The sequence below is a fragment of the Microbacterium aurantiacum genome (assembly GCF_002872075.1).
GTDB lineage: Bacteria > Actinomycetota > Actinomycetes > Actinomycetales > Microbacteriaceae > Microbacterium > Microbacterium aurantiacum_A.
In genome coordinates this window covers 30168-54776 of sequence record NZ_PGGU01000029.1, presented here as the reverse complement: position 1 = coordinate 54776, position 24609 = coordinate 30168, and the positions used below count along the sequence as shown (strand labels likewise).

The following is a 24609-nucleotide window of genomic DNA, read 5'->3' as shown; positions in this document are numbered from 1 at the left end:
GGCTCCTTCGACTGCGCTCTCCACTTCAGTCTGGGCCATGTGCGACCTGAGTCGCAGAACCCGGCAGGATGATCCCCGAGATCAGCCTCAGCAGCTGCTCCTCGAAGAGGACGAATGCCGGCAGGGTCGTTCCGAGAGTGTCGATCAGGATGCTCGAGGTGCCGTCGTTGAGACGCACGGTCCACTGCTCCACGAGGAGCGGTGGTTCCGCAGGAACGACCTCGCTCCGGCGGATCAGGTAGCCGCCCCCGTGGGTGTCGGTGCGCAACGGCATGGCATCCACGGCCGTTGCGAAACTCGCCCCCTCGAAGAGATCATCCGTCGTCGCTCCCACGGCTCCGACCGGCGCCACGGCGATCGAGACGAGCAGGTCGCTGTACAGGCCGCGAGGCGCGAACCACAGCTGCGTCTGATCCGGCCGGATCTGCGCCGCGAGGGCTTCCGCGGTGGCCCTGAGAGTTGCCAGTTCATCCGCGCCCACGCCCGGCTGGGCGGCGAAGCGCTCGAGGCAGCCCTGCATCCATCCATCGAGCACCATCGGATCGTGCGCGATCTGGGAGGCAGCCGGCAGCGCGATGAACCACGCTGCGTCGTAGTCGAGCTCCCAGGTGATGTCGGTCGCTGCGGTCACCGGAACAGTCCGTTGACGAGTCCGGCCGGCGAGAGCCCACCGGAGGGCGAGCCGTTGCCCACCGCGACCATCCGGTCGCCCCACTTGTACGTGTTCCAGACGGCTTCCCAGGTCGAGTTCGTCGGGGCATCCGCAATGGCGCGGAGGCCGGCGGGGAGCGCGTTCGTGAGGGTCTCCTGGAAGCGCGGCCCGGTGGAGGCGACCGCATCGCTGAAGGCCACACCGAACGAGCGATTGGCGCCGAACAGGAACCGCTCGGTCAGACCGGCCTGCCAGTTCGCGCCGTGACGCGGGACTCCGGCGACGCGGCTGGCGTATGCGCTGAAGTTGTTCGCGACGATTCCGGACCACGGGCTGCCGGTGCCGGACAACCCGCGCAGTCTCGTCATCTGCTGAACCGGGTTGCGGAACTGGGCCACGAACTCGTCGACGAACTTCGCGTTCCCCTTGAAGATCTTCCCGAGCTTTCCGATGGGGAGGATGCCGACGATCGCCCAGGCCAGATCACCCCAGCCCTTCCGGCCGTCGAACATCAGCGCCACGGTGAGCGCCAGCGCGATCACGCCGACGACGAGCGCAGCGATGAGGAAGAACGGCCCGCCGATGATCAGCCCGAGCACGGCGATGGCGAGCCCGATCCAGCTCACCCACTCCGAGATGACCGCGAGGACACCGGCGATGTTCTCCCAACGGGAGTCCTCGCCGATCTCGTTCGCGTCATGCAGATCGCTGACAGCCGTCTCGTAGGCTTCGTGCCAGGTGTCGTACTCGCCGTCGAACGCATCGAGATTGTCCTCGTGCGTCGTCCGCGCGGTGGACAGGGCGGATGCCGCTCCCGACGCCTCGCTGGCGAGGTTGTTCCCCGCGGTCGTGCTCGCGGCCGCATCCTCCGGCTTCGGCGGGTTCAGCTGCGTGGAGTTCTCGTGCGCGTCCAGCGCCGACGCCGCATCCGCGGCGTCGGACTGCGCTGTCTGAAGCGCGGTGAGACTCGCCTGGCAGTCGGCGACGATGGTGCGCATGTGGCCCTGCGCCGTCTCCAGCGCGGTCGCATAGGTGCCGAGGGTGGAGCCGGCGGGCTTGTACCGCCTGCCGGCCTCGTCGAGATCCTTGTGGACATCGCCGACGACGTCCTTGATCTTGTCCATCGCGTAGCCTTCGCCCGCGATCTTGTCGTCCTTGATGCCCTTGAGCGTCACCGCGGCGGCCACCATGCTGTCGCCGAGTTCCTTGATCTCCGTGCCGCGCGTCGCGATGGCTTCCGCGTCTCCGGCGACGACCTCGACGTCGCGTCCCTTATTCGTCTGCATGCGCCTCTCCCTACACCGCTACGGGCTGGTGACCCGAAGATCCGGAATCGGACTGCTCCATCGATGACGCGATCTCGAGGTCCAGCTTGGTGACCTCGTCGACGGTGCCCTTGACTCGTTCTGCGACTTCCTTCAGCTTGGTCAGGAGCTTGTCCCTGCTGTCGTTCCAGCTGCCCTCGAAGTCGTGGCAGCGGTCCTTCAGCCGGCCGTCCCCGTACGGCCTGTCCACTGCCTGCTCGACGTCGTCCTGCTTCGATCCGGCAGACTCCAGCTCCGCGATGATCGCCGTGAGCTGGTCGCTCGTCACCTGCAAGTCCTCGATCGGTATGAGTACCCGTTCCCCTGCCATGACCCCTCCTTCGCCTCCGGACTCTTCGACGCTAGTGCGAAGACCCGGCATGCGCGATGGGGACTACTCCCCATGCACCTGTCGTTCCCGCCCTGCGCCTGCAACGACAGAGGGGGTCGACCGTCATGGTCGACCCCCTCTGGAAACGCTGCCGTGGTTCAGCCGCCGGCGAGCTGCGTGTCCAGATCCTGGATCGCACGCATCATCCCGAGCAGCGACTCGGACATGTCGTTGATACCATCCACCGCAGTCTTCAGACCCGTGGTCAGCTCGCCATAACCCTCACCGAACTTGCCCGACGCGTGCTGCGTCTTGAAGTCCTCACCCAGAAGGGTGTCGACCTGACCCTTCAGGGTGTCCAACTGCCCCTGAATGTCATCACGAGCCTGCGACAGCGACGACGCCACCTGCTCCATCTCCGCATAAGATGCACCGAAATCAGCCATCGTCAACTCCCTCTACTCAAAATCCTCGAACCCCTCCGGCCCGATACCTACACCATACGGAACATCCGTCTGGTGCGTCGATGGGGACAACTCCCCATGCGAATGGAGCGACGCCTCAGACCAGCTGTGCCGTCAGCGCCGCGGCGACGATACCGAACACCGCGGGGATCAGGCATCCGATCACGAAGGCCCTGCCGGACGGCGGCGGCGCGAACAATGCCAACCGCTCCTGGCGGCGCTGTTCCCAACCTGCCCGGGTGGCGTCGTCGACGGACGCGGAGCGCACCAGCACGGATCCGACGAGCACCGCGAGATCTTCGACCCAGCGCCAGAACGCGGTGCCGGTGAGCGCGAGCTCGCGGCGCGCGATGATGAAGATGCGTCCGCCGATCACCTCGATGTCGCAACTCGACGCGAGCTGCAGCAGAGCGTCCCGCACGGGCGCCGTGAGCACCCGGCGCGCGGCCGACTCGTGACGGGGTTCGCAGAACACCGTCACGTGCTTGTCGAACTCGGCGTCGATCCCCTGCTCGCGCTGAGCCGGGGGCGCAACGGCAGGCTGACCCCACACGTCGCCGAGGCGGGTGATCAGAGTCATGGGCGGGAGCTCGGGCGGAGCGTCGAACGCGACGAAACAGGCGGTGTGCTGCATGCGCGTGCGCGCGGTCATCTTCTCGTAGCCGTAGTTCGCGACCTCGAGTCCGCCGGCGCCGGACGCGAGGCCGTCGCGGATGGCGCGGGACCCTCCCCGGCGGAACAGCGAGGCCGGAAGCTCCGGGTTCTCCCGGAACGGAGCGTATGAAAGCGAGTTCGCTGCCGCGAACCGGGTGAGCCGGTACCAGCGCTCCTCCTCGTCGCGCCGCGTCCTGAGCTCCGTCCTGATCTGTGCCACGGCCAGCGGGACCATCATCACCGCACCGATGAGCCAGGTGTACACGTTGGCACCCGAACCGCCGAAGATCATCTGGACGACGAGGGCGAAGAGCGATGCCAGGATCCCGAATCCGACCACCAGGACGACGTAGCGGACGACGATCCGCGTGGCGAGCAGAGACCTGCCCCTCTTCCCGGCGATCTCGCGTACGCGCCGCTCCGCTTCCACATGCGCCGCGGAGGCGTCGAGCGGTTCGCGCAGCGCCGTCGTGTCGAACTCGAGGGGTGTCACACCTGCCACTCGTCGCCCTCGACTCCCCGCCGATTGCCTTGGTCGACCACGCTCCATGACTCCAAACCGGATCAGCGTCGGGGCATCACACCGGAGACGTCGATCTCGCCGTCGTAGCAGATCCATGCAAGCCACGCCGCCGGAGTCATCGCTCGTGCCTGTGCGATCGTCTCAGAGGGGAGGTCTCGACGCTCCAGCGTCGTGAGGCTGGCGTTCCAGTGCTCTCGCGTAGCGCTCGTCGTCGGCAGGGCCGCCAGACTCTCGGCAGCGCGGCGCAGCTCGTCGCGGTCGACGCTCGATGCCATCACCGGGCGCCTCGACACGGGGTTCCGAGCCTCGGACCGACGCACGACGTCATTGCGCACGGCGATGCCGAGCAGCAGAAGCGTGATGACCACCATGGCCGGAATCCACCAGAGAAGAGTCTCCGAGGCGAATCCGCGTTCGTCGGAGACGCCCGCGACGACTCGGAAGACGAGGATGCCGAGGACAGGAACACCGACGAGGACCGCCATGGTCTCAGCACCAGCGGCCTTGCGCGCATCAGGCACCCGGAGCAGGAGCGCGACGAGCAGTATCGCGATCGCCACGGCAGCGGCCGGGATGGCCACCGCCACGGCGAGGTCGGCGGAGACGAACGTGTTCTTGCGTCCGGCCGGACCGAGCATGACAGCGGCGGTGAGGGCTGCGGTGAGTCCGACCGCCAGGAGCGTCGCCCACAGCACGCGATAGGCGCCACCTTCCGGCCTTCTCACGGGGGCTGAGGCGGCTTGGACGGCGGGCGGACCAGATGCCTGCGCGGCCACCGTCCGCCGACGCCGATCGTTCAGCGACCGGAAGCGCCCGAACAGCTGCGCGTCAGCACCACCGCTCTGCAGGGCGGCGACCGCTTCCCTTGCGACTGCACGGACATCGGCGTCCTCGCCTCGAAGACGAACGACGGGCTTCACGGCGCAGGAACCGGTTCGTCGACGACCCAGGTGACAGTGGAGGCCATCGCGTCGAAGATCATGTGGACCGCCCCGAGGTACTCGTCGTTCTCGGGCGCGTCGACAGCGACGATCGTGGAACCCGTGAGAATGAGCGCCTTCTTGCGCTCCGTTCCGGGGACGGGGATCACATAGGTGCATTGAGCTCGTTGGGTCTCCCCGTCCAGTCCTGGTCGCAGCGTCCGCCAGTAGAGGATGCGGCCCTCCGCATCGAGGAGTTCCGCCCCCTCGCGAACACGCGCCATCACCCACTCGTCGAGGGACGCATCAGGCGAGTCGATGAAGGTGGCGATCATCGAGAGCGACAGCGGATTCTTGCCCTCTGCCCGTTCCGTGGGAAGGAACACGTACTTCGCGCCGGATCCGACGAGTCCGTTCATCGCCTGCTTCAGCTGTCCGGTGAAGACGCCATCGAGGTCGGGGCGTCCCGCGCGGGCGAACACGGCTCGCGCTCGATGCTCGAACTCGTCGCCCAGCTCCGGTGTGACCGGGAAACTCGCCCACTCCGGGGGGAGCAGCATGCGAAACAGCGGTACGGTCGGGGCGAGCCCCAGGAGCTCCTCACGCAGTGACAAGTTCTGACTCCTCCGGGCGTCCGACGATGATCCGTTCGATGAGCTCCTCGAAAACCGGCATTCCAGCACCCAGATGCGGAAGGCTCGGACTGGTGATGACGACCTCGAGCAGCACGTCGTCCCGAAGCAGCTCGTACTGGAGCGTCCCGACGATGCCGACGTCAGGCACCTGCGTGACGGTGGAGATGACTCGTCCCGTTGAGAGCTCATGATCACGCAGGGGCAGCACCTGGCGCGGGAGCGCGGCGGGTGCGAGCTCGGGGAGGTCTTCGAGCGAGCGGAGGTCCGTCGCCGCCGCATACACGGCGACGAGCGCACGGCCGGGGAGGCCGTCCGGGCAGTAAAGGAGATTCGCGAAGGCCGATCGGTCAGCACTTTCGGCGAACCCCGTCAGCGCAGCCACGATCTCATCGCGCGACCGGTCCGGTTCGGATTGGAGCGTGTCGGCACTCGTCGTGGCCCAGGAGTCGATATCGCCGGTCGGGATGGCGAGCAGCCACCTGTCATCCAACGTGACCTCGATCGGACGCATCAGCCGATACCCCATCCGCCGGTCGCACGGTCGTAGCCGAAACCGAAGCCGCCCTTGCCCAGGCCGTCGAGGAAGTCCAGCGCCGGGCGACCGCCGGAGAGCATGTCCTGCATCATCCCGCCGTTTGTGGCCCCGCTGAGGAAGTCGACCAGATTGTCGGTCGCCTTGTTCGAGAGCCCCGCCGCCGCGTCGCTGACCTGCTGCGTCCAGGCGCCCTCGTTGCCGCGCAGCAGGCGGGTGAGCGCCGAAGGCGAATCGAGACCGTTGAAGAAGCCCTGCAGAACGCGAGTCCCGTTGCGGTTGAGTGCCCCGCTGTCATGCAGAACACGCACCAGCTGACCCTCATCGATCAGTCCGGCGAGCTTGGAACCGTTCTTCCACCCGGCACCGACCACGTCACCGCCCATGCTGAGCAGACCGCGTCCGAGGGTGCTGAAAGCGGGCATCGCGCGCATTCCCTTGACGAGCGCGAATGCCTTGCCGAAGGGGAACACGCCGATGGCCGCGACGACGATGTCCCACCCGTTGCCGCGTCCGTTCGCCACCTTCACGATCGTGACGAGAAGCGCCGCCAGGCCGACGAGGGCCGCGGCGAGAATGAACGGACCGCCGATGATGCAGGCCGCGATGGCGAGGATGATGCCCGCGTACGAGAGGATGTCGCCGAGGACCTCGAGGGCGGGGAGCATGTCGTCCCACGGCGAGTCCTCGACGCCACGATCGTTCGCACCCTGGATGCCCTTGCGCGCTTTCTCGTACGCACTCCACCACGTGTCGTAGGCGGCCTCATACTCGACGGCCTTGTCCTTCCACGCGTCGCGGTCGGTGTCGACATCGGCCTGGCTGGTGCGATCGTCCGCAGACTCGCCCTCCTCTGGCGGAGGCAGCTGCGAATCGTCGGCGAAGCTGCCGGCCGTGGTCTGGTAGGCACCCCAGAGACGCTCCAGCTCTGGGAGCAGCCCGTTGATCGTCGTCTGGACTCCCTCGAGCGCGCGCCCGTACTCGAGGATGTGGGTGCCGCTCGGCTGGTAGCGTTCGCCCGCCTTGCGCAAGTCGGACTTCACGTCATCGACATCGTCTTTGAGCGCATCGAGGCTCTTTCCGCGGCACTCTGCACCCAGCGCGATCTTGTCGAGAAGGTCGGCGGCAGCGATCATCTGGTCACCGAGACTTTCGATCTCGATGCCGCGGCGCTCGATCGTGTACGCATCTCCGCTGATCGCGATGATCTCGTAGTGTTTTCCTGCAGTCGGCGATCGGTCCACGCTACTTCCCTTCCGCGTTCTTCTCGACCTGCGGCTTGTTCTCCGACGTGTCGAGGTTCGCCGCTGCCTCGAGGTCGAAATCGGTCCAGGCCTTCACGAAATCCTGGACTCGCTCGAGCACGCTCTGCAGGTCTTCCTTCAGCGTGTCGCGTTTGTCATTCCACGCGTCCTCGAACCGGTCGACCTCGTTCCGCAGCGAATCCTCGCCATGCGGAGAGCCGATCGCCGATTCGAGCGCATTGCTGCGCGAACCGGCGTGCTCGAACTCGTCGACGATGTTCTTCAACGATGTGTTGAGTCGCTCAAGATCCGACATCGGGATGTTGATGTCCTGACCCATGGGAACCCCTCCTGGACGATCTCAGAAGGAGCGGGCCGGCCTGTGGACCGACCCGCTCCGAAACCTGTTCTGCGGTTCAGCCGCCGGCGAGCTGCGTGTCCAGATCCTGGATCGCGCGCATCATCCCGAGCAGCGACTCGGACATGTCGTTGATACCATCCACCGCAGTCTTCAGACCCGTGGTCAGCTCGCCATACCCCTCACCGAACTTGCCCGACGCGTGCTGCGTCTTGAAGTCTTCACCCAGAAGGGTGTCGACCTGACCCTTCAGCGTGTCCAACTGCCCCTGAATGTCATCACGAGCCTGCGACAGCGACGACGCCACCTGCTCCATCTCCGCATAAGATGCACCGAAATCAGCCATCATCAACTCCTCTACTCAAAATCCTCGAGCCCCTCCGGCCCGATACCGACAACCCTATGAAAACCCGCATGACGGTGTCGATGGGGACAACTCCCCATCTTGCCATCACCCCAGTCGATCCCCTTCGACGAGCGGCAGCTGCACCGTGACCTGGCGCCCGGCCTGCACGAAGATGCCTCGGCCGTCGGGGAAGTCGGTGCGCTTGACCTTCGGGAACGGCACCTTGAACACCGCGTCGCCGTCGAACGTATCCGGCTTGATGATGATGCCCTTGCGGCCGGCCTTGAAGTCCCCGATGAAACCGAACCCGCTGGTGACCTGGGTGACGTCCGCATCGCCGATCAGGAGGTGGTCGCTGCGGTTGATCGCCTGGAAGAGCGCCTTCATCTCGCGCTCCGCCGGCCCGTCGGCGAACTGCGGCACATCCTCGACGACGATGAGCATCCGCACGGGCAGCGTCTCGTCGGTGGCGATCTCCGCGATCTCCTTGGCGAGCTCCTTCGCATCCTCCGGGGTGACCGCGCTGCGCGTCCAGTCGACGTAGCCCTTGAGCTGTGCGCGACGTCCGCCGAAGTGGAAGAGCTTGATCTCCGGGTCGAAGCGCCGCATCGACCCGATGATCGCCTTGAGGGCGTTCGTCTTACCTGACAGCGGGGGACCTGCGACGACGAAGGTGCCGACGGGATCGAACTCCCGAGGGGCGAGCGTGTCCTCGGCCACGCCGAGAACGGGGAACTCTCCGATCCGGTCCGGCAGATCCCGCGCGGAGAGCCGCGTCGGCAGTGCACCGATCTCCGCGACCTCGCGCGCACCGGCCGCACGAAGATCGGCCGCCAGCTTGTCGAGCAGCTTGGTCTGCTCCGCCACATTCGGAGTGCCGCCGAGGGTGGCGATCTGCGTCTCCAGGCCGTCGACGATCGCCCGACCGGGAGCGGAGCGCTCGTCGAGCACGTCCTTCGGCGCGTTGAGCATCGCGTAGCTGGACTCGTCTGCCAGGCGCAGCACGACCCGTCGGGAGACGTTCGCACTCACCGCGGTCGGCACGGAGCCGGATCGATCGGCGCTCGCGACGACGTGCACACCGAGCGGGCGACCTTCGCCGAGGATCCGCATGAACGTCTGGTAGAACGGCATCCGCGCCGTCGTCGACTCCCACTCGCTGCGGAACTGCGGGAACCCGTCGATGAGGAGCAGGATGCGGGGCTCCGCCTTGCCGCTGATCTCGCGGTACTCGGTCAGGCTGGCTGCGTTCGCCGCGCTGAAGCGCTTGCCGCGGTCATCGAGCACCCGGGCGAGGGAGCGCAGGATGCGCTGCACGCGCTCGGCGTCGTCACCGGCGATGATCGAGCCGACGTGCGGCAGCACCTCCAGGCTCCTCAGCGAACCGGATCCGAAGTCGATGCCGTACACCTCGGCGTTCGAGGTCCCGGCGTGGAAACCGGCGGCGATGGCCAGCGTGCGCAGCACCGTCGACTTGCCCGACCCGCTGGTGCCGTACACGAGCAGGGAGCCGTCCTTGTCGGGGTGGAAGTACGCCGGCTCCTGCAGCTGGCGCTGGGGCACGTCCATCTTGCCGAGCAGGATCTGACCGTCACCGAGGACCGGCATGTCGCGGATGTCGACCGCCCGCTCGAGGTCGTCGAGCCACGGTCGGCGCGGTGCCGGGATGCCGGCGGCGGCCGCTGCCTTCACCAGGCTGGCGACGATGCGCTTCTGGTCGTTCGGGCCGAGGTCCTCGTCGTGCGAATCCGATTCAGGGGCCTGATCCGCCTCCCACGTCTGGATCGATCCGAACCGGAGTTCCGCGACCTTGACCTCTGCCGCCTGCACCTCATCGGTCGTCCACCCGCCGGCGTAGGCCGACTGGAAGGACACGAGACGGCCGGGGCCGGTCTTCGCGATGCCACGGCCGGGGATCGACGGCGGGAAGCTCGCTGCCACCGGGTCATCGACGACGTCCTTCGAGTCGGACTCGTCGGCCATGCGCAGCGCGACGCGCAGGTTCGTGTTCGCCCGCAGGTTGTCCTTGATGACGCCGGCGGGACGCTGGGTCGCCATGATCAGGTGGATGCCGAGGGACCGGCCTCGCTGAGCGACATCGACGACGCCGTCGACGAACTCGGGGACCTCGCCGGCGAGCGCGGCGAACTCGTCGATGACGAGAACCAGCGCGGGAGGCGTCTCCGGGTCTCGGCGCTTCTCCAGCTCGAGAAGGTCCTTCGCCTTCTTGCGGTTGAACAGGTGCTCGCGGTGGTGCAGCTCGGCTCGCAGGCTGGTCAGCGCCCGGCGCACCAGGTGCGGGCTGAGGTCGGTGACCAGGCCGACGGTGTGCGGCAGGTCGACGCAGTCGGCGAACGCCGAACCGCCCTTGTAGTCGACGAACAGGAAGGTGACGCGATCCGGGCTGTGCGCGGCGGCCATGCCGAGCACCCAGGCCTGCAGGAACTCGCTCTTTCCCGCACCGGTGGTGCCACCGACCAGGGCGTGCGGGCCCTGTGTCCGCAGGTCGAGCGTCATCGCATCCGTCTGGGACTGGCCGATGATCGCGCGCAGGTTTCCGGCCTTCTTCAGGCGCGACTGCGGAGCGCCGGAGCGATCCAGGATCGTGTTGTTCTGCCGCCAGCGGTCGATGACGGCATTGGGGTCTGCAGCGATCTCGGGGCCCACGAGGGAGAGGAACATGACCGAGTTGGGGATGTCGGAGGCATCCTCGATGACGGTGCTGGAATCCACGACGGGCGCGAGCCTTTTGGCGAACATGGTCATGTAGGCGTGCGAGACGCCCTCGACCTGCGCGTCGCGATACGCGACGCCGCTGCGTACCGTTCCGACCGTGGCGTGGTCGAGGCCGCCGCTCACGTCGATGAACGTACGGCAGGCCGCGGGCAGCGCTTCGACGACCGGTGCCACGAAGAGCCCGTAGACGCCGACATCGGCACCGCGCTCGAGGATCTGCGTCAGCCGGGCACGGTCGACGGGGGCATCGTTGGTGATGATGACGACGATCGCGGTCTGGCCGGGGAAGGTCGCATCCTCTGCGGCGCGCTTGACGTCGGTGCCATAGGCCATCGGATCCCAGTCGTCGCCGTAGGGCGGGCGCTGCGACTTCGCCTCGCGGGCACGTCGCAGCACGATCTCCTCGAGTCCGCTGAGCAGGGCGGCGCCGGTCGAGGCGGAATCGGCCAGGGCGACATCCTTGAACGGGTTCCGCTCGCTGGAGGTGTGCGGCAGCCACTTGAGCCAGTCGAGCTCGTTCGCCCAGCCGGGCTCGGTGAGGGCGACGGTGACGAGCTCATTGGGCGAGTGCATGCCGAACAGCTGCACGGCGATGCCGCGGAGGGCGTCGCTCGCGAGGGAGGTGGGACCTGCGACGCCGATCGATCCGACGCTCTGCAGCGACTCGAGGATCGGCACGTCGGAGATCATCTTGTAGCGCTCTTCGAGACGGTTCACGCGTTCCACGTACTCGGCGAGCGCCTCCGGTGTCTCGGTGCGCTTGATCCTGGTGCGCGACTCGCTCTCGCACACGCCGAGACGCAGGGCGAGGAAGTTCCAGTGCTCCGGCCGACGCGTCCACAGCAACGGCCCCAGGCGCATCGCCTCGTCGAAGACGACGGCGACGGCGGGAACCTCGTTCTGACGGACCTCGCGCTCCTGCGGATGCGCGTTGTAGAGCTTCTCCTCGAGCCGTTCGATCTGCTCTTCGAAGGTCTCGACCTCTTTGCCCAGGCGCTGGCCGAGGTTGGTCTTCTGCGAGATGAAGTTTCCGAACATCATCATCGGCGACGCTGCCGCCATCAGCAGCGAGAGCATGCGGCCGGTGACGGCCCACATCGTCACCGCGAGCAGGATGGGCGCGACGAGCATCGGCCAGGGGAACAGGCGCGACGGCGCTTCGCGCGGATACCGCGGCTCATCGAGATCCTCGCCCTTGAACCGCTCCTCGACCCGAGGGCTGCGGTTGAACATCAGGGCGCCACCGCGCTCGAGCACGGGGTCGCCGTCGGCGGAGCCGTCGAAATCGCTGACCATGTGCACCACGAACTCGCCGTCGCCGAGCACGAACTTCTGCCCCGGGATGACGCGCAGGCGCTGCACGAGACCGCCGTCGACGAGGATGCCGTTCGCGGAGTTCAGGTCGACGAGCTCGACGAAGGTCGCCGCGACCTCGATCCGGGCATGCCGTTTGGACACGAGCGGATCGGCGATGGTGACGTCGTTGGCGGCATCCCGTCCGATGAGGAAATGACCGACGGGCAGGGGGAACTCCTGCCCGGCGGCGGGACCGGAGACGACCGACAGCAGAGCAGCCGGGCGCGCCCCCGCGCTTCCCACAGCCGCCCGGTTCGGGCCGACGTTGACGACCTCTGCGAGAAATCCCGAGCCGATCGGCGCATCGCCGATGAGCAGATCGGGCATGAGCATCACCGGGCTGTCGCTGGTCGGAGGAGAAACCGACAGTGTCAGCACGTCAGCGGGTGCCGCCGCGATGCTGCGCAGTGGATCCGTGGCCGCGATCTGCCGGGCGACGTCGGCGACGGTCGCCGTGGAGTCCGCCATCACGACGATGTCGGTCAGGGGTGCTGCGGGACGCCGCAGTGTCAGCTTGACTCTCATCGGTTGGCCTCCTGGCGCAGGGCGCCGATCTCACGAATCCTGCTCATACCCATTCCACCTGCAGCGTCCGGTCGCCGAATCGCACCGTGTCCCCGAGCTGCACCTCTGCCGGATGACCCGCGACCAGGGCCGTCTCCGATCCCTTCCGTATGACAGCGCTGCCATTCGTCGACGCGCGATCGACGACGAACACACCGCGCCGCGCGGGGATCACGGCGATGTGCGTCTTCGACACGGAACGGGTGTCGTCATGGACTCGTACAAGGTGCGCCTCGCCCTCCCCGGCGGCGGCGCTGGGCGAACGGCCGAAGATCGTCGTGCCGCGCACCTCGATGCGCTCGCCGTTGTCGAGCACGAGCACGGCCCGCACTCCGGCGGCTGCCGGGTCGCTGCCGGAAGCCGGCGGCTCGGCCACCACCGGCGGCGTCGCCGCGGGCACCGGCTGCGCGGGCGCAGACACAAGCACAGGGGCCGGTGCAGGGGCAGCGGCAGGGGCAGGGGCAGGGGCAGGGGCCGACGCAGGGACCGGGGTCGGCGGAGCATACGACGGCACCTGCGCGCCGGTCGCGAGCGATGGCGGAACCGCCGACACCATCGATTCCACGGCAGCGCCTTCTGCCGGCGCCGCGGACGGCGTACTCCGGTGCGCTCCGATCACGCCGCCGGAGAGGCGGGCGCTCGGGACGTACTCCGCCACGGCATCCCGCGCCATGGGAGTGGCCAGCGAGGGAAGCGGGGCCTTCTCCTGATGCTCTGGGGTCTTCACGCGCTTGCGCGCGATGCGCATCCGCTTCTGGTCGTAGGGGTTCAGGCCTTTGCGCACGTCGACGAACCACGTGCCCGCGGCGAGGTCCAGCCATCCGCGGCCGCGGCGCTCGATGTCGAACAGCGGCGACAGCACGACGACGAGCAGAGGACCGATGAGGGGGATGACCAGGGAGACGTAGGCGACCAGGTAGCGCACGACCGCTCCCCGCCAGAAGCGGGGCCGCTCGAGAGTCTTGACGTTCACGGAGCGGATGCCGCAGATCGCCTTGCCGAGGGTGACGCCCTTGCGTCCGTGCAGCACGAGCTGCACGATGATGAACACCGTCATCAGCCCCTGCGACACCGCCACGGCGACGATGATCCAGACGAGATCGTCGCGGGCGAAGAACTTCTCCGCGTCGAATCCACCGGCGGCGATCTGCGTCAGCAACGGCACGAGGACGATGAACGCCGGGATCATGATCAGCCCGGCGAGGAACCATTCCAGCAGAGCCGCGAGAACGCGGCGACCTCGGGGAGCGGGCAGCAGCCCGAGGGATGCCGCGTATGCGGGATCGGGTCGCCCGTGCGCATCGAGGCCCTCGATCACGGGTGCGCGATCGTCGATCTCCCAGATCACTCCGACTCCCCTTCGCCTTCGGCGTCGGCGGGAAGGGGCACGTCGAGCAGTGCGAGATCATCCCTGCTCACCAGGCGCGACGCGATCACGTGCTCGACGAGGCGAGCACGGCGGTTGGTCGCGAACGTGCGCTGACCGCCACGCATCCCCGGCACTCCGACGCGATCGAACTTGTCGCAGACGTTGTCGAGCTTGCGGTTGAACCGGGTGACGGTCCAGCCCAGGCGCTCAGCCGCCTTCGCCGACGTCGGGATCTCGCTCATGCCGGTGCCGTCACGGCGCAACTGGGGTTCCGCGAGGGCGAGGATCAGCAGCCTCTGGCTCAGAGTGAGCGGCACGGCGCCGATCGTGGACGCCCCGCCGTCGTCGTGTTCGCGCTTGGTCGCACGGAACGTCGGCTCGGCCGCATGCAGGGTGAGTTCGTAGGTGGTCGGCCCCGCACTGAAGACGACGGTCGTCGTCTCGAACACCAGTGGCAGTCGCGCTCCCGGCGCCAGCCATGCCTGCACTCCGCCGACCGAGTCGGTCACGGTCGCGGTGAGCCGCGTGCCGACGTTCGCCAGCCACCACAACCCGTCATCATCGCTGATCTCGAGGAAGTGGCGGTGCAGGAACAGGTTCTCGTCGAGTTCGAGGTCACCCTCCCGCCCGACGATGAATCGTCCTCCCGGTTCGATCGGGAAGTACTCCCCGGCGAACTCCACGGTCACGCCCGCTGTACCGCTCATTCCACGCACCCCCGGACCGGCTCGGAAGCCCGGCCGTCATCACGGCGCAGCAGCACATCGATGCACACCTTGCCTGCGGCAGCCGGCACGAACTGGGCCTTCGCTTCGGGAGCCTGCTGCGGATCGACCGCACCGGTGACGTCGACGACCGACCAGATGAAGCTGTCGCCCTCGCGCGGATCCGGGTTCGTCCAGGTGAACGTCACCTGTCCCCCGTCACGGGTTCCGGTCAGTTCCTCCACCTTCGGCACCGCATCGGACGTGACATCCTGCGGAACGACCTCGTTGTCGGTGGCGACCGGCTCGGGTGTCAGCCCGGACACGAGCACGTTCAGCCCGATGACCGCGCCGACGATGATGGCGACGCCGGCGACGCCGAGCGTGATCCACAGGCCGGTACGGCGACGCGCGGGCGACGGCGCGGCGGTACCCGCCGGCCGGTCCATCGCGGGTGGCGGCGTCATCATCGGAGCGGGAGCCGTCGCGGTGCTCTCCGGGGCGACGATCATCGGCGCCCTGAGGATCGTGCGTTCGTCGGCGTCGGCCGCGGCGACCGGAACGGATGCCGCCGGCATCCGGCGCTGGGTCTCCTCCAGCGCCGAACTCGGCGGCGCGGGCGTCTGCACCGGAGAATCGAAACGGGGCATGTCGGGCGAGACGACCGACGGGTTCTTCCGCTGCGTCGTGGCCGAAGGGCGGGTGAACGAGGCCGCATCGGGATCGATGCTGACGATCTCGCGCACCCGCGTCAGGCCGTCGCCGTCGTCCTCGAGATCCTCCGCGGACGGGTGGTCGTCGACGATGTCGATCGGCGTCACCGAGTGCGACAGCTCGATCTGCACCTTCTGCAGTGCGCGCCCGAACGCGACGGCACTGGGGAACCGGTCATCCGGGTTCTTCGCCATCGACCGCTCGAGGAGCCGCTGCAGGCTCGCCGGAGAATCGGGACGGCCCAGCTGCGGCAGGGCGCTGCGCTCGATGCGCTCGATGAGGTCGGCGCTGGAGTTGCGCTCCCCCGGGCGCTCGAACGGCGAACGGCCGGCGAGGAGCGTGTACAGCGTCGCGCCGAGCGCCCAGACATCCGTGCGCGGACCGCTCTGCGGCGGTTCGGCGAACGACTCGGGCGGCGACCACGGGATGGACATCCCCGACGACTCGCCGGTCGCCCCCGTGGTCGACGCGATCCCGAAGTCGGTCAGCGCCGGCCGGTTGTACTCGGTGACGAGGATGTTCGCCGGCTTGATGTCGCGGTGCAGTACGCCCGCCCGGTGGGCGGTCTCGACAGCACCCGACACCTGGATGCCGACGCGCAGGGCCTCCGCGACGGAGAAGGGCTCCTTGCGGGCACGGAGCTGGAGATTCGGGCGCGGGCAGTACTCCATCACCAGGTACGGCCGACCGTCGCCGGCGACATCGGACTGATAGATCGTGACGATGGCCGGGTGGGTCGACAGCATCGCCATCACGTTCGCCTCGTCGGCGAACTCGCGTGCCGCGCCGCTGGAGATCCGGTCGGCGAGCAGCACCTTCACGGCCACGCGCCGCCGCGGCATCTGCTGCTCGTACAGGAAGACGTCGGCGAACCCGCCGGTGCCGAGCGGCTCCAGGTAGGTGAAGCCGGGCAGCTCCGGCGGCGGGGACGGGCGACGGCTCACGGCAGATCCTCGAAGGCGACGGTGACGCCGTCGCCAAGATCCACCACATCTCCGGAGAGGACGAGCGTCTGCTCGCCGGGGTGCAGGCGCAGTGGATCGGCACCGGGCCGCAGCAGCGTGGATCCGTTCGTGGTGTGCAGGTCGATCACGACGACGGTGTCGCCCTCCGGCCGGATCTCCAGGTGGCTGCGGGAGATGTCCTGCTGCGGGCTCTCCACGGCGACGAGGTGCGGGAGATTGGCTCCGCTCGCCCGCGTGGACCGCGGGCGACGCCCGATGATCACGGTGCGGTCGAGGGCGACCACCTGCCCGGTGGAGACGCGGATGCGGCCACCCGGCGCGGCGGCGGTGACGGGAAGGACGGCGGTCGCCACCTCGTCGGCCACGGCCGGCGGCTGCTGGCGGAGCGCGCGCAACTCGGCGGCCGAGATGGTGGCGCCGTCGTGATCGCCCGGAAGCTCGACGGGCGTATCGACGGCCGGCGGGGCGGGGACCGCGGATGCCGAGTGCACCGTCGAGCCCCAGAGCTGATCGAAGTCATCGTCGGCGGACGGTGACAGCGTCATCTCCGTCGGGAAGAGTGTCACCCCGTCGATGACGGGCGGCGCGGGTTCGGCGGCGCTGTCCGCGGAGTCGTCGCCTGACTCGGGGCTTTCCGATGCGGCGTCGTCCTCCGACGCGGTCCCGAGCGGGGCCGGCGCTGCCTCGGCGGGAGCTACGACATCGGCCGGTGGCTCTGCGTTCGCGGAATCGTCACGGACCGAGGATTCCTCAGGCTCGACAGGGTCGACGTCCAGCGGGGCGGACGCGACGAGTGAAGAGGACCCACCTGTGGGCTCCGCATCCCCTGCGACCGGCTCCGCGTCCGCCGACGCGACGGACCCGACGCTGTCGACGTCGGCCGCGGCATCCGCTTCGACGGCTCCACCTGCATCGTCCTGGTCAGAACCCGGCACGGAGGCCGGGAGGCCCGGGACGGGGAAGGCGGCGAGCAGCGGAGCCGGCGCGCTCGCGAGAGCGGCGGCGGAGACGCCCATCGATGCGGAGACGATGACCGGGGTCGGCCCGACGGTGCTGGGGAGCTGTTCGGCGTCGGAGGGCTCGAGATCGGCGCTCACCGCAGAGGCGAGCACGAGTCCGCTGGTCACGGTGAGGACGGAGCCCGAACCGGTCTCCTCCACGGTGATCTCCACCTTGGACGCACCGGCGATGAAGCGCTCGTTCCAGGTCGTCACTTCCGCACCGGTGAGTTCGACGGCTCCCGCCGCAGAACTGATCTTCGCCACGACGCGGCCGCGCAGGGCGATCCTCAGGTCGGAGCCCTCGGCCACTGCCGCGACGAAGGGGGGCAGCGCGGTGAACGAGCCACCGGCGTGCGATGTGAGCACGTCGACGACCGTCGCCAGCGTCTTCGCCCCGGGCAGCCGTTCCCAGAGACCGGCGAGGATGTCTCCGGGCACGTCGGGCGGAAGCGCCACGAGTGCGCCCGGGATCACCATCAGGTACCACTGTCCCGGTCGATAGATCGTCTGCATCAGCGAGCCCCTCCTGCAGCTGTACGCGGCCGTGTGTCCATGTCGATGTCGTCGGCTTCGATGGGCGTGCCCGGCCGGGTCACGACCGAGACGGCATCCAAGATCACCACGGTGATGTTGTCCCGCCCACCCGACTGCACCGCTTCTTCGACCAGTACGTCGGCCGCCGTCTGCGGATCCGGTGTCGTCAGCAGGATGTCACGGATCCGCGCATCCGTCACCTCGGAGGTGAGTCCGTCGGAGCAGATCATGATCCGATCGCCCAGTTCGGCGGGGAACAGCCAGTAGTCGGCGTCGCCGGTGCTGCTCGCACCGATCGCCCTGGTGATGATGTTCCGACGGCGATCAGTGGCGGCATCCTCGACGGTGAGCTCACCGGCCTCGATGAGCTCCTGCACCACAGAGTGGTCGACGGTGATCTGCTCGAGGTCGCCGTCGGCGAGCCGATAGGTACGGGAGTCTCCGATGTTGACCGCCAGCCAGTAGCCGACGCCGTCCACCGACGCGATGACGACTCCGCTGAGCGTCGTGCCGGCCCGGCCGTTGCCCGAGGTCGAGAGTTCTTCCACGGCATCCCGGGATCGAGCCAGGGCGCCGCGGACGTCATCCAGCGCGAGGGCCGACCGGCCGATGAAGAGCGAGAACTCCGAGATCACTGCGGCACTGGCGCGCTCACCGGCCTCGTGCCCTCCCATGCCGTCGGCGACGAGGAAGATCGGGGCGCTGGCCAGGAGAGCATCCTCGTTGAGAGCGCGCCGGAGTCCGGGATGCGTCGCGCACCCCGCCGAGACGACGACTGCTGAGGTCACGCGTAGCCGCCGATCGTCACGATGCGGTCGCCGATCTCGATGGCATCTCCCAGGCGCACCGGCACGCGCTGCCCGGCCGGACAGGCGATCCGCTGGCCGTCGCGCACGATGGTCATGCCGTTCGTGGAGTGGCGGTCGAGGACCCAGCCCCCGGATGTCTCGGCCGCGGCCTCGAAATGCGTCTTGGAGAGCGACAGCGTCTCATCTCGCACGGATACGACAGCCGCTCCGTCCTCCGGCGCCGGGTTGCGGCCGAAGATCGTGCGACGGGAGACGGAGACCCGTGTGCCGTCATCCCACGTGAAGATGAGCCGATGCCCGGGCACGCTGATCCTCGTGTTCTCGAGTTCTGCGTCATCCTCGGGTTCCGGTGTCTGCACGGCGGCCGGAGCCACCGGTGAGGAAGCCGCAGGAGCGACCGGCGCGGCCGGGGCCGGGGCCGGAGGAGCGTGGGTCGGCACGGGCTGGATGTCTGCGGCCGGCGCTGCAGGGGCGACCCTCGGCGGCGGGGACTCCTGTGTCACGCCGGGGACGAAGGCGATGAGCGCCCCGGCCTCGGGCACCGGCGCCGCCGGGACCACCGGCCGGGGTGCGGATGCGGGGGCCGGGTGCGGCGCTGCCGGCGACGCCGGGGCGGCGGGCATTCCGGTCGGCGAAGCCGTTCCGGCCGGAGCAGGATTCGTGGCGAGACCGGACGGGAACGCCGGAGGCACGGATGCGGTGGCAGGTGCGGGGAACCCAGGAAGCGGCGCGGTGCCCTCCGGGGCGCGGCCCGGACGCTGCGGCACCACCGCCGGGCCCGTCATCCACGCGCTCGGGGAGCTCGTGGACCGTGCGTCCAGCATCACGGACTTCGCGACCTTGTCGTGCCAGCCCTGGTAGCGCCCGGAGCCGTCGAACAGCGGGGTGAAGTAGCCGACGACGATCGATGCGGCGAGGCCGAAGATCACGTTGCGCAGCAATGCCCGCCCGAAGCCGAGCGGGGCGCCGTCGGCGGCACTGGCCAGGCTGAGCCCCTGAGCGCGCATGCCGATGGACCCGTTCCTCGACTGCATCAGGGTGTAGACGACGAACCAGCCGAGCAGGATCAGGCTGACGATGGGTCCGCCGATCATGAGCGTCGTGAGGGTCCCCTCGAGCGAACCGGTGATCGATGCGGCGATCATCAGCCCGCCACCGAGCACGATGGAGAGCCCTGTCGCGATCGCCGCGTCGATGATGTAGGCCACCGCTCGCCGAGAGATGGGGGCGACCTGCCCGAACGCAAGCTGGGTCATGGGGTCTCACTCTCGGATGACGGTGAAGGGGTGCTCTTGATCGTGCCAGGTTCGCGTCGGACGCGAGCAGCCGCCGCGTCTTTGAGACTCTGCAGCTGCTGCGACACGGCCGAGTCGCCCATGAGTGAGCGAAGGCTGAGGCGCGCCTTGGTGCGTTTCCAGAAGCCGGCCTCGCTGCTGAGTCCGCCGACGATCCCGTCGACCTCGTTCCAGAACGCGTCGACGTCTTCCGGGGTCGGCTCCGTCGGGCCGAAGACCTCGGCATCCGCACGCTCGGCGAGAGCGGTGACGGTGGGAACGGTGAGGGAGTCCGCGACCGCTGTGGCCTCCTCGGCGCGAGTCCCTCCGGGAGCGAGCCGCGCTCCGTAGTCGACAGCGCGGTCGGTGAGCTCATCCCAGCCGCCGCTGATGCGGTCTGCGGGGCGGGCCGCCGAACGGCGGGTGCGGCGCTTGGCCGCCTTCCACGCGCCGATGACGATGAACGGAGACATCAGCAGCGCGAGGATGCCGAGCGTGATCCCGCCGATGGCGAGGATCGCCGCCAGGATCCCGGCGAGGTTGAGGTTCTCGTCCTCGGACTCGCGGTCATCCGGAAGCGTGGGCGGCAGGTCGACCGGCTCCTGGGGCGGAGGCGGCGGCTGCAGCACCTGGGGCTTCGGATCGACCCGCGGCTTCGTGTTCTGGTCGTTGGGGACCTTGTCCTCCGGCGGCGTCGGGTTGAACGTGAGCCAGCCGAGACCTTCGAAGTTGATCTCCACCCAGGCGTGCACATTGTCGCCGGTGGCCTCGAAAACGGGGGCGCCGTCCTGCTCCTCATCGGGGTAGAACCCCATCACGACGCGAGCGGGGATGCCGGCCTCGCGCGCGAGCAGCGCCATCGCCACGGAGTACTGCTCGTCGTCGCCGATCATCTGGTCGCCGCCGACGAGGGTGGAGATGCGCTCGGCGGTGTGTCCCGCACGCGAGAGCACCTCGCCCTCGAGGCCGTGGCTGAAGAATCCGCCCTCGGCCAGGAAGGTCTCCAGTGCCCGGACCTGCTCGATCGGCGACTCGGCGCCGGCGACGGTATCGGATGCGAGAGACGTGAGCTCCTCGGGGACGTTGCTCTGCTTCGGCAGCGGAACCGTGCCGAACTCGACATCCGCCAGCTGCTCGTCGTCGAACTCGGCGGGGATGATCGTGTCGACCGTGTAGGAGTCGCCCGCCTTGAGCTTCGGAGTGGCGACGGCGGTGCCTGTGCCCCCGTTGTAGTAGGTGTTGCGCTGGAGCTCCTCGGCGCGGTCGCCCGAGAAGTCGATCTCGGAGACAGCACCGGCTTCGGGAACCCACACGGCGCTGTACTCGTCGATCTCGATCTGCAGGGTGACCGGCACGCCCTCGGCGTCGGGGGACATGTTGGAACGCAGCGGTGCGAAGGCGCTGGACGACTCCGGCCCTCCGTTGGTGACGTTGTAGACCATGCCGTCGTACTGGTCCATCGACGCGATCCGGATGCGGGTGCCCTTGGGCAGCCCGCGCACCGTGAAGAGGGTGTCGTTCAGGCTGTCGCGGACGGTCTTGCGGAACGACTGCAGTGCGCTCGGATAGTCGCGGATGTTGAACGGCGGGATGATCACGTCGCGGAAGATGTGGCGGGGTGAGACCGGCGCGGCGACGGCGCTGGTCGCGATGCCCGCCCCGCCCGCGATGACGAGCACGGCGACACCGGCGAGGAGGCGCCGCATCCGCATGTGCGCGGCACGTGAGGGATCGACCTCGCTGACGGAGATGGCGGCGTTCTGCGGCGCCCAGAGCTGCCGCAGCGCGAGCCACGCGATCGTCAACGCGGCGAACACGAAGCCCTGCACGACGGGGAACGCCGGCTCGGGCGTTCCCATCGCGATCACGAGCACGAGCATGAAGCCGGCGGGCAGGAGCGCCCAGGCCACCTGCCGCAGACGCAGGGCGAGGGAGGCCGTGAGCACGGTGATCACGAGCGTGAGCAGGAACGGCACGACGAGATGGCCGTCGACGGCGGCGACCGGGGCGACGGTCGTCAGCAGCCCCTTCCACGAGGTGACCACGCCGAGCGCCAGCAGCCGCAGCGTCTCCAGCGTCGGGATGAACCCGGCGATCGCGGTGTGCGGGAGCGCGAGCGCCCCGCCGAACACGAAGTATCCGGCGACAGTGAGGCCGGTGACGATGAGGATGCCCCAGCCGCGCCACGTCGCGAGCACGGCGATGCCGAGGCCCAGCAGGAGCGCGCCGATGGCGGCCGGCAGGTACGAGGGACCGGCGAAGGTCGGCCAGAAGCCGACGATCGATACGCCGACGACGAGCGCCGTCGCGACCAGGTCGAGGATCCAGCGGCGCGGCGGAAGCGCCGAAGACGCGGGCGAGGTCATGCGAGCACCTTCCGCAGAGCGAGGGGGACTTGTCCGAGTTCGCCGACGGTCATGACATCGGCATCGCCGATCCGCTGGAGCGCCGGCGACGAGACCGAGCTGTCGGCGATGATGGCGAGCACTCTCGCGCCGAAGGGCAGTCGCGCGCACGCCAGCCGGAGGCTGTCGGTGGACACCTTCGACCCGCACACGAGTACCACGACACTGGCGAGCGGCATGTGGGCGGCGACGACTCCGGCGAGCTCCGCGATCCCGCCTTCTCGCGGCTTGCTGTTCTCGACCGCCGACAGCGAGTCGAGCAGCTGCTTGCCGGTGCCTGCGGGCAGATCCCTGCCCTGCACGCGCACGTCGACCCGCTGGGAGTCCCGGATCGCGCGCAGACCGATGGAACCTGCAGCCGAGATCGCCAGCTCGAAGTCGTCGTTCGTGGCGTAGTCACCGGACGAGCGCGAGAGGCCGATCACGAAGTGCGACCGTCGCGTCTCCTCGTACTGGCGCACCATCATCACGCCGGTGCGCGCGGTGGATCGCCAGTGCACGTGACGCAGGTCGTCGCCGGGCTGGTACTCGTTGAGCGCGTGGAACGAGACGTCGTCACGCGAGAGGTCGGCGGCCGGCAGCCCTTCGAGGTCACGGAGGTAGCCCAACGACTGGCCGTCGAACAGAACCGTGCGCGGATGCACGTACAGGTCGACGGGGTCGTCGCGGCGATGCGCGCGCTCGAACAGGCCGAGCGGGTCGCCGCGGACGACGCTCACCGGCCCGACCTTGACCACGCCGCGCTTCTGGGTGGGGATCGCGAAGAGCTCCTCCGCCTCCTCACCCGGCGCGAGCCGTTGGATGCCGAACTCACCGCGGCCGGACCCGACCGGGAGCACCACGCGCGACGGCAGGATCGCCCGCGCACCGCGGTTCGCCAGGGTCAGCGCGCCGACGGCGCGTTCGCCGACGACGACGCGCGTGCGGGCGAGGTCGAGTGAGACGTCATAGGCGGTTCGGCCGATCAGGAACAGCGCGCACAGGGCGACCGTGATGGCGATGACCACGGCCGCGACGGTGAACTCCGACCAGCCGGCGATCTGCCCCAGCATCCAGAACCCGATGGCGGTCGCCATCAGCACCCACGCGAGCGGGCGGATCGGCGCGGCGATCTTGCGGAGACGAGCCAGGATGCGCGCACCGATGACCGCCGCGATGTCCTGCCAGCCGGCATCGCGGTCAGTCTGCGCCGGCGGCGCCTGGAGCGTCTCCGCGGTCATCAGGCCGCCGTTCGCGCCTGCGGCGCCGCGACGGCGTCGAGGACACGGGAGACGACCACGTCGCTGCTCGTGCCGGCGAACTCGGCCTCGGCGTCGAGCAGCAGACGGTGCTGCCACACGGGGCGGGCGAGGGTCTTGATGTCATCGGGCAGCACGAAGTGGCGGCCGTGCGCGGCTGCCCACACCTTGGCCATGCGGATCATCGAGATGGCCCCGCGCACCGAGACCCCGAGACGGGTCGCGGAGTCGTTGCGCGTGGCTTCCACGAGCTCGGCGACATAGCGCAGCACAGCGGACTCCACATGCACGGACGCGCCGAGGTCGGCCATGTCGGCGACGGCGCTCGTCGTGATGATCGCACTGAGGCCGGCCGAGGGGTTGCGGTCGGAGGCCCCGGCGAGGATGCTCTCGGTGATCGCGAGGTCGGGGTAGCCGATCGACGTCTTGATCAGGAAGCGGTCCAGCTGCGCCTCTGGGAGCTTGTAGGTACCGGCCTGCTCGATCGGGTTCTGCGTCGCGATGACGAGGAACGGGCGTCCGGCCTCGTGGGTGACGCCGTCGATGGTGACCCTCGACTCCTCCATGACCTCGAGCAGCGCCGACTGCGTCTTCGGCGAGGCGCGGTTGATCTCGTCGGCGAGCACGATCGAGGCGAAGATCGGTCCCTTGTGGAACTCGAACTTGTGCGACTGCTGGTCGTAGATCGTCACGCCGGTGACGTCGGACGGGAGCAGGTCGGGCGTGAACTGGATGCGGGAGCTGGTGCCCTGCACGGTCGCCGCGAGCGCCTTCGCCAGGCTCGTCTTGCCGGTTCCGGGGGCGTCCTCCAGGAGCACGTGCCCCTCGGCGAGCATCGAGGCGAGCACGAGGCTCACGACCTCGCGCTTGCCCTGCACGGCCTTGTCGATGTTGTCGACGAGGCGATGGAAGGTGCCCTGGAACCAGGCGGCCTGTTCGGGGGTCATTGTCATGTCAGTTCATTCCTCTGTGTGTCT

Annotated in this window: 21 protein-coding genes; all 21 read right to left on the bottom strand. The window is 68.7% G+C overall.

All coding sequences use genetic code 11. The annotated features are described in order from the left end of the window. Nucleotides 1-25: 25 nt before the first annotated feature. Nucleotides 26-631, bottom strand: a complete 606-nt coding sequence (locus CUR96_RS17265; RefSeq protein WP_102194577.1) for a hypothetical protein — start codon at nt 629-631, stop codon at nt 26-28. Beyond that, nucleotides 628-1938 (bottom strand): hypothetical protein, encoded by a 1311-nt coding sequence (locus tag CUR96_RS17260; protein ID WP_102194576.1) that lies wholly within the window; start codon nt 1936-1938, stop codon nt 628-630. The genes CUR96_RS17265 and CUR96_RS17260 overlap by 4 nt, the downstream gene beginning before the upstream one ends. A 10-nt stretch (nt 1939-1948) precedes the next feature. Beyond that, complete coding sequence (locus CUR96_RS17255; protein ID WP_102194575.1) at nt 1949-2287, bottom strand: hypothetical protein; 339 nt, start codon at nt 2285-2287, stop codon at nt 1949-1951. Between the two features lie 158 nt (nt 2288-2445). Continuing rightward, on the bottom strand, nt 2446-2733 hold the full coding sequence (locus CUR96_RS17250; RefSeq protein ID WP_102194568.1) for a WXG100 family type VII secretion target: 288 nt from the start codon (nt 2731-2733) through the stop codon (nt 2446-2448). Between the two features lie 115 nt (nt 2734-2848). Next, on the bottom strand, nt 2849-3907 hold the full coding sequence (locus CUR96_RS17245; protein WP_146008177.1) for a hypothetical protein: 1059 nt from the start codon (nt 3905-3907) through the stop codon (nt 2849-2851). Between the two features lie 62 nt (nt 3908-3969). Then, on the bottom strand, nt 3970-4653 hold the full coding sequence (locus CUR96_RS17240; RefSeq protein ID WP_146008176.1) for a hypothetical protein: 684 nt from the start codon (nt 4651-4653) through the stop codon (nt 3970-3972). A 191-nt stretch (nt 4654-4844) separates the two neighbouring features. Further along, nucleotides 4845-5462 carry a hypothetical protein gene (locus CUR96_RS17235; RefSeq protein WP_102194572.1) on the bottom strand — a complete coding sequence of 206 codons (618 nt, stop codon included), beginning with the start codon at nt 5460-5462 and terminating at the stop codon, nt 4845-4847. Further along, on the bottom strand, nt 5449-5994 hold the full coding sequence (locus tag CUR96_RS17230; protein WP_102194571.1) for a hypothetical protein: 546 nt from the start codon (nt 5992-5994) through the stop codon (nt 5449-5451). The genes CUR96_RS17235 and CUR96_RS17230 overlap by 14 nt, the downstream gene beginning before the upstream one ends. Next, nucleotides 5994-7259 (bottom strand): hypothetical protein, encoded by a 1266-nt coding sequence (locus tag CUR96_RS17225; protein ID WP_102194570.1) that lies wholly within the window; start codon nt 7257-7259, stop codon nt 5994-5996. Before CUR96_RS17225 ends, CUR96_RS17230 begins: the two co-directional genes overlap by 1 nt. 1 nt (nt 7260) lies before the next feature. Continuing rightward, complete coding sequence (locus CUR96_RS17220; RefSeq protein ID WP_102194569.1) at nt 7261-7599, bottom strand: flagellar protein FlgN; 339 nt, start codon at nt 7597-7599, stop codon at nt 7261-7263. A 76-nt stretch (nt 7600-7675) separates the two neighbouring features. Further along, the gene (locus tag CUR96_RS17215) at nt 7676-7963 is read right to left on the bottom strand and encodes a WXG100 family type VII secretion target (RefSeq protein WP_102194568.1); all 288 of its coding nucleotides are present in this window, start codon (nt 7961-7963) and stop codon (nt 7676-7678) included. A gap of 105 nt (nt 7964-8068) precedes the next feature. Further along, complete coding sequence (locus tag CUR96_RS17210; protein ID WP_102194567.1) at nt 8069-12580, bottom strand: FtsK/SpoIIIE domain-containing protein; 4512 nt, start codon at nt 12578-12580, stop codon at nt 8069-8071. 43 nt (nt 12581-12623) lie between these two features. After that, a complete protein-coding gene (locus CUR96_RS17205) occupies nt 12624-13967 on the bottom strand; it encodes an RDD family protein (RefSeq protein WP_102194566.1) in 1344 nt (447 codons plus the stop codon). Continuing rightward, entirely contained in the window at nt 13964-14695 is a 732-nt protein-coding gene (locus tag CUR96_RS17200) for a hypothetical protein (RefSeq protein ID WP_102194565.1), read from the bottom strand. The genes CUR96_RS17205 and CUR96_RS17200 overlap by 4 nt, the downstream gene beginning before the upstream one ends. Beyond that, nucleotides 14692-16350 (bottom strand): serine/threonine-protein kinase, encoded by a 1659-nt coding sequence (locus CUR96_RS17195; RefSeq protein WP_102194564.1) that lies wholly within the window; start codon nt 16348-16350, stop codon nt 14692-14694. The genes CUR96_RS17200 and CUR96_RS17195 overlap by 4 nt, the downstream gene beginning before the upstream one ends. Next, nucleotides 16347-17885: an FHA domain-containing protein gene (locus CUR96_RS17190; protein ID WP_102194563.1), complete on the bottom strand. Its 1539-nt coding sequence runs from the start codon at nt 17883-17885 to the stop codon at nt 16347-16349. Before CUR96_RS17190 ends, CUR96_RS17195 begins: the two co-directional genes overlap by 4 nt. Beyond that, nucleotides 17885-18694 carry a PP2C family protein-serine/threonine phosphatase gene (locus tag CUR96_RS17185; RefSeq protein WP_102194562.1) on the bottom strand — a complete coding sequence of 270 codons (810 nt, stop codon included), beginning with the start codon at nt 18692-18694 and terminating at the stop codon, nt 17885-17887. Before CUR96_RS17185 ends, CUR96_RS17190 begins: the two co-directional genes overlap by 1 nt. After that, on the bottom strand, nt 18691-19971 hold the full coding sequence (locus CUR96_RS17180) for an RDD family protein (protein ID WP_102194561.1): 1281 nt from the start codon (nt 19969-19971) through the stop codon (nt 18691-18693). Before CUR96_RS17180 ends, CUR96_RS17185 begins: the two co-directional genes overlap by 4 nt. After that, nucleotides 19968-22355 (bottom strand): transglutaminase-like domain-containing protein, encoded by a 2388-nt coding sequence (locus CUR96_RS17175; protein ID WP_102194560.1) that lies wholly within the window; start codon nt 22353-22355, stop codon nt 19968-19970. Before CUR96_RS17175 ends, CUR96_RS17180 begins: the two co-directional genes overlap by 4 nt. Continuing rightward, complete coding sequence (locus CUR96_RS17170; RefSeq protein ID WP_102194559.1) at nt 22352-23614, bottom strand: DUF58 domain-containing protein; 1263 nt, start codon at nt 23612-23614, stop codon at nt 22352-22354. The genes CUR96_RS17175 and CUR96_RS17170 overlap by 4 nt, the downstream gene beginning before the upstream one ends. Then, entirely contained in the window at nt 23614-24585 is a 972-nt protein-coding gene (locus tag CUR96_RS17165) for an AAA family ATPase (RefSeq protein WP_102194558.1), read from the bottom strand. The genes CUR96_RS17170 and CUR96_RS17165 overlap by 1 nt, the downstream gene beginning before the upstream one ends. Nucleotides 24586-24609: the final 24 nt, after the last annotated feature.

Excerpts from the sequence above, each read along its gene's own strand:
- CUR96_RS17260 (WP_102194576.1), bottom strand. The coding sequence starts at position 1,938 with ATGCAGACGAATAAGGGACGCGACGTCGAGGTCGTCGCCGGAGACGCG.
- CUR96_RS17255 (WP_102194575.1), bottom strand. The coding sequence starts at position 2,287 with ATGGCAGGGGAACGGGTACTCATACCGATCGAGGACTTGCAGGTGACG.
- CUR96_RS17250 (WP_102194568.1), bottom strand. The coding sequence starts at position 2,733 with ATGGCTGATTTCGGTGCATCTTATGCGGAGATGGAGCAGGTGGCGTCG.
- CUR96_RS17230 (WP_102194571.1), bottom strand. The coding sequence starts at position 5,994 with ATGCGTCCGATCGAGGTCACGTTGGATGACAGGTGGCTGCTCGCCATC.
- CUR96_RS17220 (WP_102194569.1), bottom strand. The coding sequence starts at position 7,599 with ATGGGTCAGGACATCAACATCCCGATGTCGGATCTTGAGCGACTCAAC.
- CUR96_RS17215 (WP_102194568.1), bottom strand. The coding sequence starts at position 7,963 with ATGGCTGATTTCGGTGCATCTTATGCGGAGATGGAGCAGGTGGCGTCG.
- CUR96_RS17210 (WP_102194567.1), bottom strand. The coding sequence starts at position 12,580 with ATGAGAGTCAAGCTGACACTGCGGCGTCCCGCAGCACCCCTGACCGAC.
- CUR96_RS17200 (WP_102194565.1), bottom strand. The coding sequence starts at position 14,695 with ATGAGCGGTACAGCGGGCGTGACCGTGGAGTTCGCCGGGGAGTACTTC.
- CUR96_RS17190 (WP_102194563.1), bottom strand. The coding sequence starts at position 17,885 with ATGCAGACGATCTATCGACCGGGACAGTGGTACCTGATGGTGATCCCG.
- CUR96_RS17180 (WP_102194561.1), bottom strand. The coding sequence starts at position 19,971 with ATGACCCAGCTTGCGTTCGGGCAGGTCGCCCCCATCTCTCGGCGAGCG.
- CUR96_RS17175 (WP_102194560.1), bottom strand. The coding sequence starts at position 22,355 with ATGACCTCGCCCGCGTCTTCGGCGCTTCCGCCGCGCCGCTGGATCCTC.
- CUR96_RS17170 (WP_102194559.1), bottom strand. The coding sequence starts at position 23,614 with ATGACCGCGGAGACGCTCCAGGCGCCGCCGGCGCAGACTGACCGCGAT.
- CUR96_RS17165 (WP_102194558.1), bottom strand. The coding sequence starts at position 24,585 with ATGACAATGACCCCCGAACAGGCCGCCTGGTTCCAGGGCACCTTCCAT.